Below are 16,770 nucleotides of genomic sequence, written 5' to 3'. Positions count from 1 at the left end.
CCCACATGCCCTACTCGATCTTCGCCCACGTGCCGCAGCTCGCCGTGTGGAAGTCCTGTCCATCGCTGATCGTGACGGTGAGGATGCCCACAGACCCGAGGTCGTTCTGCACGATGTCGTCGTAGTTCGTGCCGGCGACGGTGATCTTCCAGTAGCAGCGCGAGCTCGTTGACTCGGTTCGGTACGTTCCCGGTTCCATGCTGACGCCGACGGTGTAGACGCCGTCCTTGAGGCTCGTCTGAGCGATCTGCGTCTCGACTGCGGTGACTGCATCTTCGCGCGCTTTCACGGCGTTCTCACGTTCCGTGAGCCCCTCCTCGCGTTTGTTCACCGCTTCCTTCTGCTCTTGAATGCGGGCGCGCTCGTCGTTGAGCATGTCGAGCGCGGCGTCGCGCTGCTCTTCAAGTTCGGTGATGCGATGGGTCGCGGTCGCCGCCTCGGCGCGGGCCTCGTTGATCTGTCCCTGTGTGCTCGCTGCGCCCACAACGAATGCGATGATGAGCGCGCCGAGGCCGGCGACGGCGAAGACGGGCCAGAAGCGTCGCACGGTGGATCTGGGCGGGGCGGCTGGCGCTGTGTCGGTCATGGTGTCTCCTGTGTTCATGCGACGAGCAGAAGCTTGCCGCGGGTACTGGTCGGGCTATACGGCTATCTCGTGGCGGTGGAGCCACCGGCCTACGCCCATCTTGGCCTTGGCGTAGGTGACGCCGCGGAGTCGGGTGAGACACGACTTCATCCAGAGGTTCAGGACGTCGACCGTGACACCCAGCTCCTCGGCGATGTCGTACTGGTGGAGGCCCTGCTGTTCAAGGGCCGCGTACCGGCGGGGGTCGATGAGAAGCTCCGCCGCGAACAGGTCCGCGCGTTCCTCGACCGCTTGCTCCCCTTCGCACCGGTCGCCGTGGTGAGCGTGGCCGAGCTCGTGCCCGATGGTGAAGACGATCTCGTCGGGCGACAGCGACATGTCGAAGTAGATCTCGCGTTCTTCCTCGTACCATTCGCCGAGCACCCCGGGCTCGAGGTGTGCGCCGTGCACGCTGATGCCGTGGCCAGCGGCGTAGCGAAGCACCTTCCTCAACATGACCACTCCTACTCGGCGTATGGGGCCTCGTCGGCCTTCCGCGTACCCTTCCGCGCAGCGGTCCGCATCTTGCTCGGCGGCTGCTTGATCCCGGGCTCATCATCCACCGAATCACCGACACCACGGAAGTGAGCGTGCGTCACGTTGCTAGTTGGACTCTCGGGGTCGGGAGCGGGATGGCGTCGGATCTCGTCGGCGAGCAGGACTGCCGCGTGCGTCACAGCTGACGCACGATGGTTCTCCTCGATTCGGACGATGAGCGATCCCAGAAGGCGCAGATGCCGTTGAGTGTCGGCAGAGTACAGGTCGCCGTCGATGTCCACACCCATCGCGATGAAGATCTTGATGAGCTTGTCGGCCTGGCCTGCAACTGCGCCCGTCTCGATATTCCGGATCGTGCGCGAACTCACGCCAGACCGGGATGCCACTTCATCCTGGGTCAGTCGGGATTCCTCGCGAATCTCCTTGACGAGCACCCCGTAGAGCAAGCGCGTTTGCTGCGACGCCTGGTTGATCGCGTCCCGCGTCAGAACCAAGTTCTTCCGGTCGGCATCAGTGTTCATGCGGACAGAGTACCCATATCTTGCCGGTCAGCGCAAGTCATCAGGAAACTATGGCCATGAAAGTTCCGGCTCCTGCTTGCGCTAACCGGAAAGAGCACGTATTGTCTTGCCTATGACCACAGGGCAAGCAGTAAGGACACTGCGAGAAGTTGCCGGTCTGACCGCACGGGATGTCGCCAGGGCCGCTGGTGTCTCCGAGTCGTACCTGTCCCGCGTGGAGACGGGTGCAGCAGACGCATCGCCGGAGTGGATCGGAACCGTGACGGCGGCCATCGCAGAGAGCATCCGCCGCCGATCTCTCCGCATCGACCGAGTAGAAGAGATGCCCGCCGCGTAGGCGCGCAGCGGGCATCGAGTACACGAAAGGAACTAGCTTTCATGACCAGCAACACGATACCTGACCGGTTCGATACTGAGGTCGCGATCGAGGCGGCGGAGGATATGACCCGCGCCAAGCCGGACGCCCTCGGCCTGTTTGACCAGATGGAGCATGTGCGCCGGATGGTCACCCTCAACGTCCTCAAAGGAGAGACCGCACGGGCGAGAGCGCGGGCGATCACGTTCGCGTTGATCCGAGACGCACTCCCCACGAGTGCTGAGCGGAAGGCGGTGGCAGCATGACCGCCATCGACAGGAGCGCGCAGCTCGACGACCTCAAGATCGTCACCCTCACCGATGGGGAGGTGTGGTCCGCCCGTGACCTCATGACCTTCGCCGGCTACACGAACTGGCGGAAGTGGTCCGGTGCTATCGACCGGGCGATCGAGTCGGTCAACGCGTCCGGTTTGAACGCCGCCGACCATTTTGCCGGAGGGGTCAAGATGGTCGAACTGGGCTCCGGAGCGCGCCGCGAGGTCGAGGACGTCAACCTCACCCGCTACGCGTGCTACATCCTGTTCCAGAACGCGGACTCGCGGAAGCCGGAGATCGCGGCGTTGCAGCAGTACTTCGCCGTGCAGACACGGAAGCAGGAACTCGCGCCCACTACGGCACCGACTGGTGCCGAGTTGATCGCTCTCGCCGTGGTCGAGGCGCAGCGGATGCTCGCGGAGAAGGATAGGCAGATCGCTGAGCTCGAGCCGCGTGCGGCGCACGCTGACACGTTCCGTCAGGCCGATGGGCTCCGCACTATCGGGGATGTCGCGAACGACCTCAAGGTGCATGCCCTGTCGAACTACCCGGGCGTGAAGGTGCTGCAGAAGGACGTGTACGACCTCGCCGGGCAGATCGGGCTCATCATCCGGGGCGACACGATCCGCCACAACCAGCCGACCGCGCGTGCGATCGAGGCCGGATGGGTGAAGCCGAAGGAGAGCGTCATCGACACGAACCACGGTGACGAGTTGAAGATCACTGCCCGGTTGACGCCGAAGGGTCAGGGGAGGCTCTGGGATGCCGCGGTCACGAACCTCGCGCAGAACGGTGTCGTCTACGTCCGTAAGGAGACCGCAGCATGAGCACCTACCTGTACCGGGCCGTGAACACTGAGGACGTCTTTGTGGTCACCGACTGGGAGGACGGAGAAGAGCACGGTTACACGGCCGAGCCGGGCGAGCACATCTTTGGTCGCATGTCGGGGTACCTGTCTCGGTCTGGTGCGCGTGACGCGGGTCTCCGCTCCGGACACCCGTTCGAGGTGATCCGGTCGGAACCGGTTGTGTTCCTCACCGCCGAGGGCCGGAAGGCGAAGCGCATCGCGCAGCTCGAAGCGGAACTCGCGGAACTGCGAGGCGCGTCATGAACGCCCCGAAGATCTCCTACTCCATCCCGGAGGCCGCCGAAGCGACCGGGTACGGGGAGACGACGATCAAGGAAGCCGTGCGGTGCGGTGATCTCACGCCGCGGTACGCGAACCGCAAGCCCGTCATCCTCGCCGACGACTTGCAGCAGTGGGTCGCTTCACTCCCGATCGTCAGCCCGACCGAACGGAAGCGAGGCGAGCGTTCATGGACGGTCTGACGTTGCTTGGTTGGATCGCCGGCCTGACCGCCGTGTACACCGCCTGGTTGTGGGCGGTCAGGGACACGGAACGACACCGGTAACCACCGGGTCACCGGCCTATTGAGGGGTCAAACCCTCTATAGGCACTATTCGTCGCGCCTTGCGTGGCGAGCGAACATTGACAATTCCATATGAGAGACACGCTGATATGTCGTCTCGATGTTCATGGCCCGGTATGTCCCGGCACCGAACATCGGCACACCAATGGGGACGACAGGAAACGCACGCTACGGGCCACTAGGTGGTGGAGATGCCGGGGTGCTGGAACGGGCGAGTGGCTGCTATCGGATGCGGCCCGGGAATCGAAGGGATTCCAAACAGTTTTTTCGTGTTGAGGGACGTGCTGAACGAATCGCCGGATGAAGAACCGCGGATACGCGGGATGGATCATTGGACGAGCGATCGGGCACGTGAAAACACCTTGTGTTCATGGACTGCTGTACGAGCCGGAGTCGTCGGCCGGGCAGAGAAGACACTGGTCGCGCACGAGTTGGTCGACAACCCTGTGGGTTGTTTCGTGGTTCGAGTCCACGGGTGCGTACGAGGGGCGGGCAGAAGGACGTCAAGGGGTTGATTTCTGTTACCTAGCCCGCCCCCTTTTTCATCAATGCAGGAACGGAGAGTGGTGTGGACATCAGATGGGAAGACCCCGCCCCACGTGGAGGCAGAACAGACTGGAAGGGCATCGTTGAGGTGCTGCGTTCCCGGCCAGGTGTCTGGGCGTTGATCAGCGAGAACCTTCCAGCGCACGCGGCAACAACCCTCCGCCGCTACCCGGGCGTCAAGGTCACGACGCGCGACATCACCCCGCAGGGCACGGTGAAGATCTACGCCCGATGGGAGGGCACGGATGCAAGCACGAGTCCGTGAGCTCGTCGCCTACGCCGAAGCCTGCGGATTCACGCTGACCGGGAAAGACGGGGGAGGCCACTACACCCTCACCCACCCGAACGGGGCGACCATGCGCATCCCCTCCACGCCCGGTGACTTCCGAGGCGACAAGAATGCACGCGCCAAAATGCGACGCCTGTCCGGAGTGACACCGAAACGCCCGAACTCGGGGAGACATCGGAAAGGCATCCGTCTTCCCGGTTTCGATCCCGCTACGGAACGGGTTGAGTCGATATCCGCGAGATGGGAGCGGCTCGCGAAACAACACCGTGAACTATGCGAACGAATCACATGGCTTCAAGAAGTCGATGATCAAGACGGTTGCCGTGAAGCGATCAGTGACCTCCTTGCCGTTGAGGAGAACATCGAGAGCATGGGAAAACGGATACCGCTCCGAACGTTCCGGACCTGGCCATGAGGAGCGATATCCCACCCAGTGAACGGTGCGAGGAATGCGACGGGTGGGGGTGGGTGATGATCTCATTCGACCCCGACCGCGATATCAACTGTCCCTGTTGCCAGGGAACAGGAAAGCGAGACAACTATGAACACTCCTGAAATGCTCACGGAGCTCGGCCCGGGCGAACGATTCGTATTCGGATCGAACGCCGAGGGAATCCATGCAGGCGGAGCTGCCCGCACCGCATACGAACGGTGGGGTGCCGAATGGGGCGTCGGAGAAGGCCTCACGGGCCTCTGCTACGCACTACCCACCATGACGGGAATCGCCGATCTGCATGCCGCGGTCGCTCGATTCCTCACCACGGCGCGGGCTCACCCGCACTTGCGCTTCCTCGTCACCCCTATCGGGTGCGGGATCGCAGGCCACGCGCCCGCCGAGGTAGCACCCGCGTTCGCGGGACACCCATCCAACGTCATCATCCCGGCCTCGTTCCAGGCCATCATCGGAGGAGAACAGCAATGACCGAAGAAACCCTGGAAGTGTTCAAGGGATTCGACAAAGACCTCAAGTGCCGCGGGTTCCAGTACGAGGTCGGGAAGACGTACACCCACAATGGGCCGGTGTCGCTCTGCAGCTCGGGGTTCCATGCCGTCGAACTTCCCCTCGACGCGATGTCCTACTATCCGCCCATCGGATCTGTCTACCATCGGGCGGCCCTGGGGGGTGTCACCGACGAGCGCGAGAAGGACTCGAAGCGCGTTGGCGCGCAGATCACGGTTGGCGCGCAGATCAACGTCTTCGGGCTCATCGAGGCGCACGTCGAAGCGATCTGGGATCGTGCGGCGAAGAAGCCTTCGGAGAAGAAGAACGCGACCACCGGGGACTCCGCGCACGCCGCGACCACCGGGTACTCCGCGCACGCCGCGACCACCGGGTACTCCGCGCACGCCGCGACCACCGGGGACTACGCGAACGCCGCGACCACCGGGCGCTACGCGCACGCCGCGACCACCGGGGACTCCGCGCACGCCGCGACCACCGGGTACTCCGCGCACGCCGCGACCACCGGGTACTCCGCGCACGCCGCGACCACCGGGGACTCCGCGCACGCCGCGACCACCGGGTACTCCGCGCACGCCGCGACCACCGGGTACTCCGCGCACGCCGCGACCACCGGGTACTCCGCGCACGCCGCGACCACCGGGGACTCCGCGCACGCCGCGACCACCGGGCGCTACGCGCACGCCGCGACCACCGGGTACTCCGCGCACGCCGCGACCACCGGGTACTCCGCGCACGCCGCGACCACCGGGTACTCCGCGCACGCCGCGACCACCGGGGACTACGCGAACGCCGCGACCACCGGGCGCTACGCGAACGCCGCGACCACCGGGTACTCCGCGACGAATGAGGCGTCGACTGCCGATGAGGGGTCGATCGCCGCCGTTCTCGGCCGAGGGAAGGCGAAGGGCGCGCTCGGGTGCTGGCTTGTGCTCACCGAGCGCGACAACAAACGGAACATTCTCGGCGTGCAGGCCGTGCAGGTCGACGGCGAGACGGTCCACCCGAACGTGTTCTACACGTTGCTGGACGGGAAGGTCACGGAAGCGTGATCGACCGAGACGAACCAATCGAATGGGCCGGGGAATCCCCGGCCCTTCCTGTCGCGGCCAGCGCTATCGGGGCAGTGTGCCTCCTCGTCGCTGTAGTGACCGTGGGTGTCTACGTAGGGATGGGGATGCCATGACCGGGATCGTGCTGGGCATGCCAGAAGACACGTACCATGCGCATTCGGCGTTGTCTTCGACTCAGGCGAAACTGCTGCTGGATTCGCCGGCCATGTACGACTGGGTTGTAACTCAGGGGCATCGGACGGAGAAAGCGGCGTTCGATCTGGGTTCCGCGATTCATGCTGAAGTTCTCGGCAGTGGGTACGACGTTGTCGAGTTGGATTTTGATGACTTTCGTTCCGCGGCGGCGCGAACCGCACGGGACGAGGTACGTGCTGCGGGGAAGATTCCGATGCTGCGGAAAGACATGACGGAAGTGCATGCGACCGCGCAGGCTGTGCTCGCGCACCCGAGGGGACGTGCGTTGCTGGAACGGGAAGGTGACGCGGAAGCATCCGTGTTCGCTACCGACCCCGCTACGGGTGTGCAGATGCGGTGCCGGTTCGATTTCTTGCCTGCGGATCGTCGCGTGGCTGTTGACCTGAAGACCGCCCGTAAGGGGCATGCGAAGGTCCACAAGTTCGCATCATCGATCGTCGAGTACGGGTATGACGTGTCGTGGGCTTGGTACACGCGCACCGCGGAGCTCGCTCGTGAAGCGGTCACAGACTTGGTCTTCCTTGTCGTGGAGACCGAGCCCCCGTATCACCTGGCCGTGTATCGGCTCAATGACGAGTTCAAAGAGATCGGTGAGGCGAAAGCGCTCAGGGCGCGTGAGATCTTCGCGCGTTGCACCGAAACGGGGGAGTGGCCAGGACTTCCCACGGACATTCAAGTGATCCGTCCCCCTCAGTACGCGATCTATCAGCACATCGATGACATGGAGACATCATCATGACCGACATCACCCTCCCCGAAAGTTCTGAGCGTTCCCGTTTGCACCGTGAGGCGAAGCCCGAGCGCGTGGTCGACGACCTCGTGACAGCTGATGACCGCATCAAGGTCTTCTGGCGCCGCTACCCGGAGGGGCGTCTCGACACTCACGTCATCCTCATCAATGGGCAGGACGTCGAAACACTTGACACCTTCACCGGCAACCTCCATCTGGCGGGCGGGGAAGTGCGATACACGGTGCGGGCGTCGGTGTACCGGTCTGCCTACGACGTGCGACCGATCGCGACCGCGGAAGCCACCCGAGGAACCAAAGACGCCGACGAGGTCACCGCAGCGTTCCCGCAGGAGACCGCACGCACCGCGGCACTGTCGGCCGCGCTCCGCTTCGCAGGCATCAACCCGCCCCGACGGAAGGCGAAGCCGTGAGGCCATTCGTGTTCAAGACCGCCGGCATGTGGTTCATCACCATCGCCGGACAGCATGTTGGTTCCCTCGCCGGGTATCACCGGTTGCCGTCAGCGATCGCCGCAGCTGAGTTCTACGCCGCCCACGGGTTGGAACCGTCGTCATGACGACCAAGACCGGCTTCGACGCGACAACATCGGCCCTCATCCTCGAACGGGATGGGGGCCGCTGTTTCTGGTGCAGGAATTGGGTCGCATCCGGCCTTCGCGGGGTTGACTACAGCCTTCACCATCGGTGCCCACGCGGTTCCGGCGGGGTCGGGAAGCGGGACACGTGGACGAACAAGGCTTCGAATGGCCTCACCCTCTGCGGCAGTGGCGTGACGGGCTGTCACGGGTGGGTCGAGTCCAAGCGTGGCCTTGCGCTCGATCTCGGGCTGCTGGTGTCGCGCGTCGCCGCAACGGTCAATCCGGCTCGCCGACCCGCACTTATCCCCGTCACCGACCGTGACGGGGCCCGATGGTGGCTCACCGACGACGGACGTAAAGAGCCGGTCGGTCCTGATGTGCAGTTCTAGGAGGAACAGTTGGGATACGAACATGGGTTCGACGCGGAAGATGCAGAGGAACTGATGTACCTCGTGCACGATGGCGACAGCAACCGCATCGCCGGCTGGATGGAACAGCACATCCGCAGCTACCGCGACATGCACGCGCTGTTCAAACTCCTCACCCGGATGATCGCCAAGTCTTTCCCACTCGCTCTCACCAAGGGAGTCAACTTTCGGGAAGGCGACTTGTGGGTCATGGAGGACCGTGGTGCGACCCCAGCCGCACGCGACGCGGCACGCATGATGACCGTCGCGATGAACGGCGACGACGACACGCTCACCGCGCTCATCCTCGCTGCACTCACCCAACCCGAGGAACACCACGCGGCCATCGCAGCGTATCTCCTCGCGGCGTGGGGCGACGGTCTTCGCGCGATCACCGAAATGGCAGGTCACACACGGTGACCCTCACGGCGCGTTTCGAGGGCGGCATGTGCCCCGCCGGGTGCGGATCTCGTATCCATATCGGAGACGCGATCAGGAAAGACGAAGACCTCGACGCGTTCGTCCATGACGAGTGCGCACCGAAACCCGATCCGTACACGCTCGGGCCCAACGAGATCGTCTGCGGGTCGTGCTGGCTCGTGAAGCCATGTCGGTGCGACGAATGAGTCTATAGGAGGCAGGAAAGCCGTGCTTGATACGGAACGCCGCATGGCGGGGGTCGGTGCGGATGGCGCGTGAGCGAGCGACCATCAACGTTGACATTTGGTCAGACGACGACTTCCGAGACCTCACGGGGGGAGCTCAATCGCTCTACTTCAAGCTCACGTCGCATCCGAAGTTGGACTACTGCGGGTGTGTCGAGTTTCACCCAGGCCGGCTAGCGGCGATGTCGCGTGAGATGTCCCCGGGGGACGTGATGGTCGCAGCACAGGAGCTTTCCGACAAGTACTTCATCGTCGTCGATCAAATGACCGATGAGGCGCTCGTGCGGTCGTTCCTCCGTCACGACGGTCTGATGAAGCAGCCGCGCCTCGCGGTGTCGGCGGCGAAAGCGTTCGGATCGATCGCGTCATCGAAGATCCGAGCTGTCGTCGTCCATGAACTACAGCGACTCCGAAAGTCGGAGCCCGACCTTGCGGCGTGGGACAAGCCACAAGTGTTGACGGTGTTGAAGCAGAACGCGGTGCCGGTGCGCGAGACGAAGACGGATCTCGACTGGGACTTCCCGGAGTTCCTTCCGTTCCCGACGGGCAACGCTACGCCCGACGTTTAGCCCAAACGTCGCCCAGAGCTACGGGCGCGCCTACTACATCTACATCTACATCTACTACTACAGCTACGAATCTTTCAGATTCTCGCGCCCTGCGCGGCACAGTTATCCACAGGGTCACTGTCCCTCGGTCTACCGAGGCAGTGACCCTTTCCCGTGGCTGTGGAACTCGTGAGAAAGAAGGTCTTCAGAATGAATGGTTGGGAACTCCTCGGATGGTTCGCCGCCGTCGCGGCATGCATCATCGTGGCCGCGTTGACGTTCTTCGTCGTCTACGCGGTCGTCTCAGCGGTCCGTGGTGTGCGTGGTCGACGTGCTGTCCGGTCGGAAACCTTGTACCGGGGGCGTTCCGATGAGCGGTGAGCCCACGCCTGCGGCGCTCACGGCCCCGCTGGCGGACGAAACCCCACCGGCTGGTGTGCTGGGTAGGGATGCGTCCTGTTCGCCCCTCACAGAGGCGCACAGCGGTGACAAGTTGGACACGTTCATCCAGTACTGCGTCACCCGATGGGAACGTGAGAAGCCGTTCCGGAAGCGGCTCCTCAGCGAGATCACCATGCGGATCGGGGAAACCCTCCACGAGCACAGGAAGGCCACCGGCCGTGCCTCGTGAAGGCGCCCGCCGGGACACGCGGTGTGAGAACCCGAACCACAAGCACGGCATCTACTGCTACAAGAAGTGCTGCTGCTCATGTGACGTTTGCGGGGCCGCGAACAGTGCTCACGCGGCGAGACAACGCCGAAACGCAGCGTACGGTCGCCACCCGGTACGCCACCCTGTCGAGCCCGTGATCGAACGACTGGTGCTTCTCCGCAAGGACGGGTGGACGATGCGTGAGATCGCAGACGCGACCGGGATGAACAAGTCCAGCCTGCAGCGGATGCTCCGCCAACCCGGTAGGTGGGTCACGGCGGAGACAACGCAACGCATCCTCGGTGTCCACTCGCTCCAGAAACGGACGACCGCGTTCGTTGACGCGACCGGCACACGCCGGCGCATCCAAGGACTCGCCGCACAAGGCTGGACCCTCACCGCCCTCGGACAACGGATCGGGAAAGACGCCCAGCAGATGTGGTCATGGACGCACGCGAACCTCGTGACCGTCGCCATCCACGAACTCATCAAAGAGCTGTACGACGAGCTCGAAGTCGCGCCTCCACCGGAGGGGCCGTACGCGGTCCGTGCACGCCGCATGGCCGTCAAACACGGGTGGGTACCCGGGCTCTGCTGGGACGACATCGACGATCCCAGAGAACGCCCCAAGGGACTCCCGAAAGCCGCCTGAAACATTCCGTGGCCCACCCATGGTGGTGGGCCACACGCATACCCGGAGCACACCATGAAGCCCTACTACGAAGACGACCTCGTGACCCTCTACCACGGTCGCTACGAAGACGCGGAAATCCCGGCCGCGGATGCGATCGTCACGGATCCGCCCTATGGCGAGACGTCGCTCGAGTGGGACACATGGCCGACAGGTTGGCCCGATGCTATGGCGACCGTCGCACCATCGTTGTGGGTCTACGGATCAATGCGGATGCACCTCGCACATTCACGAGAGTTCATCGCGGCAGGGTGGCAGTTCTCGCAGGACTTCATCTGGGAGAAGCACAACGGATCCGGCCTCGCGGCCGACCGATTCCGGCGCGTGCATGAGATCGCCAACCTTTGGTATCGAGGGGAATGGCGGGATCTCTACCATGTGACACCGACGACCCCGGATGCAACGCCCCGAGCACTGCGTCGGCGGGCCACGAAGGGGGAGCATCAGGGGTCACGGGGAGCGTCGGACTACGTTTCGGAGGACGGCGGTCCGCGTCTCATGCGGTCAGTCCAGTACGTCCGTTCCACGCACGGCCACGCTGTCCATCCGACTCAGAAGCCGGTGGGCGCTGTCGCACCCCTCATCGAGTACAGCACCCCACCGGGTGGTCTTGTGATCGACCCATTCGCCGGGTCCGGGACAACGGCCATCGCCGCTCGACATCTCGGCCGGCGATGTGTCGCCTATGAGGCGCGCGAGGACTACGCCGAAGCTGCGGCCCACCGCCTAGCTCAGCAAGCGTTCGACTTCTCTTCCCTCGGGGACGGTGATGCAGCGTGACACCCATCACGCTCCGCGCCGGCAGCCTCTTCTCTGGATACGGCGGACTCGATCTCGGTGTCGTGGCGGCGCTTGCCCGGTTCGGTTTCAGGGTGGAGCCTGCGTGGTTCTGTGAGTTCGATGAGGCGCCGTCGCGGATCCTCGCGCATCACTGGCCGGATGTTCCGAATCTCGGCGACGTCACGAAGGTCGACTTCACGAAGGCCCCGCGAGTCGATGTGATGTCGGGCGGGTTCCCATGCCAGGACGTGTCGGTAGCGGGCCGTCAGCAGGGACTCAAGGACGGCACGCGTTCCGGATTGTGGGCGGAGTTCCGTCGGGCTATCTCGGAGCAGCGGCCCCGGCTGGTCGTGATCGAGAACGTTCGCGGTCTGCTGTCAGCCGATGGTGAGCCGTGGCATGACGAGATGACCGCCGCCGATGCGGAAGTGCGGCGGTGGGATCGGGTGGCCGCGTTGATTGAGCACAGGATCAGGAGGTGGGCGGGTGACCGCGACTACGTCAGACGGAAACGTGCCGAACTCGTTCGCGTTGCTCGACACCGCAAGCGGGCGTTGGCTCGACGCGAACGGGAGCATCGACTTGTTCAGCGAGCTATCGCCACAGTTCTGCGGGATCTGGCCGACCTCGGGTTCGATGCGGAATGGACGGGTCTGGAAGCGTCCACAGTCGGTGCCCCCCACGCCCGGTTCCGTGTCTTCATCATCGCCTGGCCCCGAGAAGGGGGGGCGGTTGCTCCCGACCCCGAACGCTGCGGTGAGTAACGACGGTGAAGGGGTCGACACTTTCATGGCACGCCGCGCGAAGGTGAATGCCGCGTCGGGGGCGAGTAACGGGATCCCGTTGACGATCGCCGTGCAGATGCTCAACGGGGGAGGATGATGTCTCTTCGGATCGTGCCGGTTGACCTCGCGTCCGCTCGTGAGTTCGTCGCCCTGCACCACAGGCACAACGACCCGCCGATCGGTCACAAGTTCAGCATCGGCGTCGCAGACGGACACGAGCTCGTCGGTGTTGCCATCGTTGGGCGCCCCGTGTCCCGAGTCATCCAGTCCGAAGGCGCGACGCTCGAAGTGATCCGCACGGCGACGGACGGCACGAGGAACGCGAACAGCATGCTCTACGGCGCGTGCCGGCGCGCCGCGTTCGCGCTCGGCTACGACCGGCTTATCACGTACACGCAGGCGGATGAGTCGGGCGCGAGCCTCCGTGCAGCTGGGTTCCGTGTGGTCGCGCAGCGTCCGCCGCGCCCGGGTTGGGATACGCCGTCGCGGCGGCGGACGAACAAGGCCGACAATGTGTCCCGAACCCTCTGGGACACATTGACCAGCGTGGAGGTTCGAGATGCGTCTACTGCCGACTCCGACGACGAGTGAGATGAACGGGCCGGGGAGGCATGGTGAGGGTGGGCAGGATCTCAGGACGGTTGTTGCCGACGCCGGACGCGTACAGCGCGGACCGGGGCGGCAGTCAGCATCCGGACAAACGCCGCAGGGGGGGGGCACTCGGTCACGATCCAAGACGTGGTCGAGCACCTGCTACCCACGCCGACGACGCAACCGGAAACGGGCAACGGTCATGCACGGGACCTTGGCCGTGAGGCGCGGCAGATGCCCACTCCTCGCGCGACCAGGGGCGGCTCATCCACTGAGCTCGCATACGGCCTTGGGGGTGCCCGCTCGGACGACGACCGGCCACAAGGGACGGTAGTGCCGCGCGACGACTGGGGGATCTACGCCGAGGCTGTGGCCCGGTGGGAGCGGATCACTCGCCCCGCCCCGTCGCCTGTGCGGCACGACGGGAAGGGCGGGAAACCGCGCCTGAACTCGGAGCTCCCGGAATGGATGATGGGTCTCCCCGAGGGGCATATCACGGGCGTCGGGTTGACCCGGGCCGAGGAGCTGAAAGCCGCTGGCAACGGCGTCGTCCCACAGCAGGCCGAGGCCGCGACGGTCGGCCTTCTCCAGCGTGCGCCTGAAGCGCTCGCCTCACTTCTGGAAGGTCGAATATGAGCAGAGTTATCGAGATCGAAAGCGGTGCCCAGGTTGTCCCGAACGTGCGGGATGCCCGGGCTGTCTATCCGGAATGGGTGGCGCATCTCGCATGCGATGCCGACCTGCGAAAGAAGTCGGCCCACTATTCGATGGTCGCATCGGAGTTGGTGATCGAGTCGTGAGCGTGTGGACGATCGTCCTCCCGTACCCCCGTCCACCCGACGGGTTATCTGCGAACAGTCGCACGCATTGGCGTGTGAAAGCAAGGGCGACAGCCGAGGTCAGGAACCTGGTTGTCGCCCTTACTCGTTCCCACCGGGTACCGAAAATGCAACGTTGCGAGGTGCAGATCGTATGGGTTGTCACGGACAGGCGGAAACGGGACACGGACGGCCCTGACCCGTTCTGTAAAGCGATCTACGACGCGATCGGTTCAGACCGTGGCATCTCAGCACACATCGTGCCTGACGATTCCCCGGAATGGATGTCGAAACCACGCCTCCGTATCGAGTACAGGCCGGGGGAGAAGGCCAGGTTCGAGGTCACGATCCGTGACATCAGCCACCGACCAGACGACATAGACGCGATAGCGAGAACCATCCAATGAACAAGAGAGCACAGGATCAACTCGACCGTGAGATGCAGCGCATGAAGGACATGGGTATCACGATCAGCGTGACGCCCGCCGCCGCCGGTGCCCGTGAAGGGTTCGAGGAGCGACCCGCCGGGCTCATCGCCGACGCCGCGAAACGCCACGGCATCTACCACGGAGAGGACACCTGATGACGAGCATCACCATTCGCGGGAACATGGTCGCGCCCGTCGAACTGAGGTTCACGAAGAACGGCCTTCCCGTGGGGAACGTGACCGTGGCCGTGAACCGGGGTCGAGATGACAAGAAGGAAACCGACTTCCACCGCATCACACTGTGGGGTTCCCTCGCAGAGAACGCAGCGCACCTCGAGAAGGGCACGTCGGTGATCGTCGTCGGACGTCTCGAATCCCGCACCTACGAGGACCGCGACAACGTGAAACGTACAGCGTGGGAGATCAACGCCGACGCGTTCGGACCCGACCTGCGATTCGCAACCGCACAGGTCACCCGCGCTGTGCAGGGTTCGGGAAACTTCCCGCAAAACTATCCCGCCCAGCAGGAGCCCTGGACGCCCCCGGCCTCGGGCGCGGATGGCTGGGTAAACCCCAACTACGGCGAGAACGCCCCGTTCTGACCGATGAGTACCGGAAAGCAACCACCAGAAGGGTCAGGTATGCATAAGAATCGTGCGTCACGCCGCACCATCCTGAAGGGTGCCGCGTGGGCGATGCCCGTGATTGCAGCAGCGGTCACGGCACCCGTCGCCGCTGCGACGAGCGTCCCCGCCACGGAGCCCGCGGTGTGCGGCGGCACGGGCGGCAACAACGGCCGCTACTACGTCGAGGACGACCGGATCACGGTCGCTTTCGACGCTGCACCCGACATCTACGAGATCAACGTCCGTTACGTGGACGGCTCGGCGCAGAGCTTCGGGACGAACTACGGGAGCGCGCCCGCACGCGGCGAGACCGCCTGGGCGGTGCCGCTCCGCGCCCGCCCCGCGTGGATTCAGGTCCACGGCTTCAATGACCACTACGGGATCGAGTGCTGATATGAGCGACCGCAAGAGCAACGCGAAGAAGAAGAGCATCATCACGACAGTCGCCCTCGCGGGCGCTCTGGCGCTGGCGGGCTGTACGAGCGACGCCGACACTGCGTCGTACAACCTGTCGCGGGAGGCCGAGCAGTTCAACATCGAACGCCGCATCACCTTCATCAACGGGATCACGAACGAGATCATGCTCACCGTGGAGGGATACTGCTCCGTTGAGACGGCGGACTCCGGGCTCGCGGGGGCGCTGGAGGTGACCTGCAAACAGGGGCCGGACCAGTACACGAAGGACTTCCTCGGCCTCAGCGACAACGTGACGTACATCACCGAGCAGCTGGAGTCGAAAGACGTCAGCCTGTACCACCGAAAGATCATCATTAAGCCGGAGAGCATCTTCCCCGAGTTTGACCTGGAGGCGGGGGAGCAGTGACCGACCAGGAGATCCGGGTCGGTCAGGTCTGGAGAAGGAAGCGGAACGGCCGGTTGATCCGCATCACCCGGCAGAACACGCACGCCGGGAAGCCGGTGGACGACTGGCGGTGGAACGGCGTCGACTACACGGGCGACGGCTGGTGCTGGGGCTCAAACATCCGGCGGGACTGCGAACTGGTGGAGGACGTGAAGTGAGCGACCGTATCGACCATGCGCAGGAGGCGCGGGGATTCCTGGACCTGGCGAGGCAGATCCCGTCCAACGAAGACGAGACGAACCCCGCCGCCGCACTCGCAATCCAGGAAGCGCAGGCGCACGCGCTACTCGCACTCGTGGAACAGCAGCGCATCGCGAATCTCATCGCGCTGACTCGCGTAGGGCAGAGTGACTTCATCGACAGCGAGGAAGCTGGGTATCTGCTTGTCGGCGATGCCCTTTACGGGGCTCTCGTGACCACCGTCCAGACGAGCCCCGATGACGAGCACTATGAAATCCGCCCTGAGATCCGGGAAGCGCTGGGGCTGTCATGAGCGACACGATCACGAACCTCATCCACATCCCCGGCGTGCAAGCCCGCGTCGTCGTGGATGCGGAGTACGACTGGGCGACGCTCGGAGCTCTGCTCGCGGAAGGGCTCGACAGCGAGCAGGCGGAGCTACTGGATGCCCTCGCGCAGGGGCTCTGGACGGGGGATGCAAACGGCCTTATGCAGCTCCAGTACATCGCTGACCACATCACCGTCGATCCCGGCGCGTACGACAAGGGGGCGGTCATCTGGTTCCTGCGGGAGCTGCTGGTGCGCCTGGAAGGGGAGAGTTGATGGCAGAGCACTACGCGGCGGATCACTTCTCCTGTAAGC

General features: G+C 64.3%; 32 protein-coding genes. 29 read left to right on the top strand and 3 right to left on the bottom strand.

Annotated features, from left to right (window positions below):
* Window positions 1-10 precede the first annotated feature (10 nt).
* The 3 genes from AOA12_RS19960 to AOA12_RS23720 are packed head-to-tail and all read right to left on the bottom strand — an operon-like array spanning window position 11 to window position 1,644.
* Window positions 11-586, bottom strand: coding sequence for a hypothetical protein (locus AOA12_RS19960; protein WP_054686507.1), 576 nt, complete (start codon window positions 584-586; stop codon window positions 11-13).
* A 54-nt stretch (window positions 587-640) separates the two neighbouring features.
* The gene (locus tag AOA12_RS19955; RefSeq protein ID WP_054686506.1) at window positions 641-1,081 is read right to left on the bottom strand and encodes an ImmA/IrrE family metallo-endopeptidase; all 441 of its coding nucleotides are present in this window, start codon (window positions 1,079-1,081) and stop codon (window positions 641-643) included.
* A gap of 8 nt (window positions 1,082-1,089) precedes the next feature.
* Window positions 1,090-1,644 (bottom strand): helix-turn-helix domain-containing protein, encoded by a 555-nt coding sequence (locus tag AOA12_RS23720; RefSeq protein WP_054686505.1) that lies wholly within the window; start codon window positions 1,642-1,644, stop codon window positions 1,090-1,092.
* 112 nt (window positions 1,645-1,756) lie between these two features.
* On the opposite strand from AOA12_RS23720, the gene AOA12_RS24195 reads away from it, so the two are divergent.
* From AOA12_RS24195 to AOA12_RS19845, 29 genes are all read left to right on the top strand, one after another.
* Window positions 1,757-1,981, top strand: a complete 225-nt coding sequence (locus AOA12_RS24195) for a helix-turn-helix domain-containing protein (RefSeq protein ID WP_082406407.1) — start codon at window positions 1,757-1,759, stop codon at window positions 1,979-1,981.
* Between the two features lie 41 nt (window positions 1,982-2,022).
* On the top strand, window positions 2,023-2,265 hold the full coding sequence (locus tag AOA12_RS19945; RefSeq protein WP_054686504.1) for a hypothetical protein: 243 nt from the start codon (window positions 2,023-2,025) through the stop codon (window positions 2,263-2,265).
* On the top strand, window positions 2,262-3,101 hold the full coding sequence (locus AOA12_RS19940; RefSeq protein WP_054686503.1) for a phage antirepressor KilAC domain-containing protein: 840 nt from the start codon (window positions 2,262-2,264) through the stop codon (window positions 3,099-3,101). Before AOA12_RS19945 ends, AOA12_RS19940 begins: the two co-directional genes overlap by 4 nt.
* The gene (locus AOA12_RS19935) at window positions 3,098-3,385 is read left to right on the top strand and encodes a hypothetical protein (RefSeq protein ID WP_054686502.1); all 288 of its coding nucleotides are present in this window, start codon (window positions 3,098-3,100) and stop codon (window positions 3,383-3,385) included. The genes AOA12_RS19940 and AOA12_RS19935 overlap by 4 nt, the downstream gene beginning before the upstream one ends.
* A complete protein-coding gene (locus AOA12_RS19930) occupies window positions 3,382-3,603 on the top strand; it encodes a hypothetical protein (protein WP_054686501.1) in 222 nt (73 codons plus the stop codon). The genes AOA12_RS19935 and AOA12_RS19930 overlap by 4 nt, the downstream gene beginning before the upstream one ends.
* A 765-nt stretch (window positions 3,604-4,368) precedes the next feature.
* Window positions 4,369-4,515: a hypothetical protein gene (locus tag AOA12_RS23370; protein WP_156366610.1), complete on the top strand. Its 147-nt coding sequence runs from the start codon at window positions 4,369-4,371 to the stop codon at window positions 4,513-4,515.
* 580 nt (window positions 4,516-5,095) lie between these two features.
* A complete protein-coding gene (locus tag AOA12_RS22795; RefSeq protein WP_231637139.1) occupies window positions 5,096-5,461 on the top strand; it encodes an A1S_2505 family phage non-structural protein in 366 nt (121 codons plus the stop codon).
* Entirely contained in the window at window positions 5,458-6,552 is a 1,095-nt protein-coding gene (locus AOA12_RS23715) for a DUF7666 domain-containing protein (protein ID WP_054686500.1), read from the top strand. The genes AOA12_RS22795 and AOA12_RS23715 overlap by 4 nt, the downstream gene beginning before the upstream one ends.
* 130 nt (window positions 6,553-6,682) lie before the next feature.
* A complete protein-coding gene (locus AOA12_RS19920) occupies window positions 6,683-7,507 on the top strand; it encodes a PD-(D/E)XK nuclease-like domain-containing protein (RefSeq protein ID WP_054686499.1) in 825 nt (274 codons plus the stop codon).
* On the top strand, window positions 7,504-7,929 hold the full coding sequence (locus AOA12_RS19915) for a hypothetical protein (RefSeq protein WP_156366609.1): 426 nt from the start codon (window positions 7,504-7,506) through the stop codon (window positions 7,927-7,929). The genes AOA12_RS19920 and AOA12_RS19915 overlap by 4 nt, the downstream gene beginning before the upstream one ends.
* 8 nt (window positions 7,930-7,937) lie before the next feature.
* Window positions 7,938-8,075 (top strand): hypothetical protein, encoded by a 138-nt coding sequence (locus AOA12_RS23365; RefSeq protein WP_156366608.1) that lies wholly within the window; start codon window positions 7,938-7,940, stop codon window positions 8,073-8,075.
* Window positions 8,072-8,485, top strand: coding sequence for an HNH endonuclease (locus tag AOA12_RS23360; RefSeq protein WP_156366607.1), 414 nt, complete (start codon window positions 8,072-8,074; stop codon window positions 8,483-8,485). The genes AOA12_RS23365 and AOA12_RS23360 overlap by 4 nt, the downstream gene beginning before the upstream one ends.
* Window positions 8,486-8,494: 9 nt before the next feature.
* Window positions 8,495-8,923: a hypothetical protein gene (locus tag AOA12_RS19910; RefSeq protein WP_156366606.1), complete on the top strand. Its 429-nt coding sequence runs from the start codon at window positions 8,495-8,497 to the stop codon at window positions 8,921-8,923.
* A 268-nt stretch (window positions 8,924-9,191) separates the two neighbouring features.
* On the top strand, window positions 9,192-9,737 hold the full coding sequence (locus tag AOA12_RS19905) for a hypothetical protein (protein WP_054686496.1): 546 nt from the start codon (window positions 9,192-9,194) through the stop codon (window positions 9,735-9,737).
* 153 nt (window positions 9,738-9,890) lie between these two features.
* On the top strand, window positions 9,891-10,097 hold the full coding sequence (locus AOA12_RS23355; protein ID WP_156366605.1) for a hypothetical protein: 207 nt from the start codon (window positions 9,891-9,893) through the stop codon (window positions 10,095-10,097).
* Window positions 10,087-10,347 (top strand): hypothetical protein, encoded by a 261-nt coding sequence (locus tag AOA12_RS23710; protein WP_197281003.1) that lies wholly within the window; start codon window positions 10,087-10,089, stop codon window positions 10,345-10,347. Before AOA12_RS23355 ends, AOA12_RS23710 begins: the two co-directional genes overlap by 11 nt.
* A 175-nt stretch (window positions 10,348-10,522) precedes the next feature.
* Window positions 10,523-11,020, top strand: a complete 498-nt coding sequence (locus AOA12_RS19895; RefSeq protein WP_156366604.1) for a hypothetical protein — start codon at window positions 10,523-10,525, stop codon at window positions 11,018-11,020.
* A gap of 54 nt (window positions 11,021-11,074) precedes the next feature.
* Window positions 11,075-11,839: a DNA-methyltransferase gene (locus AOA12_RS19890; RefSeq protein WP_082406404.1), complete on the top strand. Its 765-nt coding sequence runs from the start codon at window positions 11,075-11,077 to the stop codon at window positions 11,837-11,839.
* Window positions 11,836-12,603, top strand: a complete 768-nt coding sequence (locus tag AOA12_RS23940; protein ID WP_054686493.1) for a DNA cytosine methyltransferase — start codon at window positions 11,836-11,838, stop codon at window positions 12,601-12,603. The genes AOA12_RS19890 and AOA12_RS23940 overlap by 4 nt, the downstream gene beginning before the upstream one ends.
* A gap of 117 nt (window positions 12,604-12,720) precedes the next feature.
* Complete coding sequence (locus tag AOA12_RS19880; protein ID WP_054687262.1) at window positions 12,721-13,215, top strand: XF1762 family protein; 495 nt, start codon at window positions 12,721-12,723, stop codon at window positions 13,213-13,215.
* A 147-nt stretch (window positions 13,216-13,362) separates the two neighbouring features.
* Window positions 13,363-13,851, top strand: coding sequence for a hypothetical protein (locus tag AOA12_RS23340; RefSeq protein WP_156366603.1), 489 nt, complete (start codon window positions 13,363-13,365; stop codon window positions 13,849-13,851).
* The gene (locus AOA12_RS23335; protein ID WP_156366602.1) at window positions 13,848-14,015 is read left to right on the top strand and encodes a hypothetical protein; all 168 of its coding nucleotides are present in this window, start codon (window positions 13,848-13,850) and stop codon (window positions 14,013-14,015) included. The genes AOA12_RS23340 and AOA12_RS23335 overlap by 4 nt, the downstream gene beginning before the upstream one ends.
* 421 nt (window positions 14,016-14,436) lie before the next feature.
* Window positions 14,437-14,616, top strand: a complete 180-nt coding sequence (locus AOA12_RS23330) for a hypothetical protein (protein WP_156366601.1) — start codon at window positions 14,437-14,439, stop codon at window positions 14,614-14,616.
* On the top strand, window positions 14,616-15,062 hold the full coding sequence (locus tag AOA12_RS19870; protein WP_054686492.1) for a single-stranded DNA-binding protein: 447 nt from the start codon (window positions 14,616-14,618) through the stop codon (window positions 15,060-15,062). Before AOA12_RS23330 ends, AOA12_RS19870 begins: the two co-directional genes overlap by 1 nt.
* A gap of 39 nt (window positions 15,063-15,101) precedes the next feature.
* Complete coding sequence (locus AOA12_RS19865; RefSeq protein ID WP_054686491.1) at window positions 15,102-15,479, top strand: hypothetical protein; 378 nt, start codon at window positions 15,102-15,104, stop codon at window positions 15,477-15,479.
* Window position 15,480: 1 nt separating this feature from the next.
* The gene (locus AOA12_RS19860) at window positions 15,481-15,909 is read left to right on the top strand and encodes a beta-sandwich lipoprotein (RefSeq protein WP_054686490.1); all 429 of its coding nucleotides are present in this window, start codon (window positions 15,481-15,483) and stop codon (window positions 15,907-15,909) included.
* Window positions 15,906-16,106 (top strand): hypothetical protein, encoded by a 201-nt coding sequence (locus AOA12_RS19855; RefSeq protein ID WP_054686489.1) that lies wholly within the window; start codon window positions 15,906-15,908, stop codon window positions 16,104-16,106. The genes AOA12_RS19860 and AOA12_RS19855 overlap by 4 nt, the downstream gene beginning before the upstream one ends.
* The gene (locus AOA12_RS19850; RefSeq protein ID WP_054686488.1) at window positions 16,103-16,441 is read left to right on the top strand and encodes a hypothetical protein; all 339 of its coding nucleotides are present in this window, start codon (window positions 16,103-16,105) and stop codon (window positions 16,439-16,441) included. The genes AOA12_RS19855 and AOA12_RS19850 overlap by 4 nt, the downstream gene beginning before the upstream one ends.
* A complete protein-coding gene (locus AOA12_RS19845; RefSeq protein ID WP_054686487.1) occupies window positions 16,438-16,731 on the top strand; it encodes a hypothetical protein in 294 nt (97 codons plus the stop codon). The genes AOA12_RS19850 and AOA12_RS19845 overlap by 4 nt, the downstream gene beginning before the upstream one ends.
* Window positions 16,732-16,770 lie beyond the last annotated feature (39 nt).

The sequence above is a fragment of the Microbacterium sp. No. 7 genome (genome assembly GCF_001314225.1).
Lineage (GTDB): Bacteria > Actinomycetota > Actinomycetes > Actinomycetales > Microbacteriaceae > Microbacterium.
Note: the sequence above shows the minus strand (reverse complement) of the source record. Positions and strands in the feature narration are given on the sequence as shown.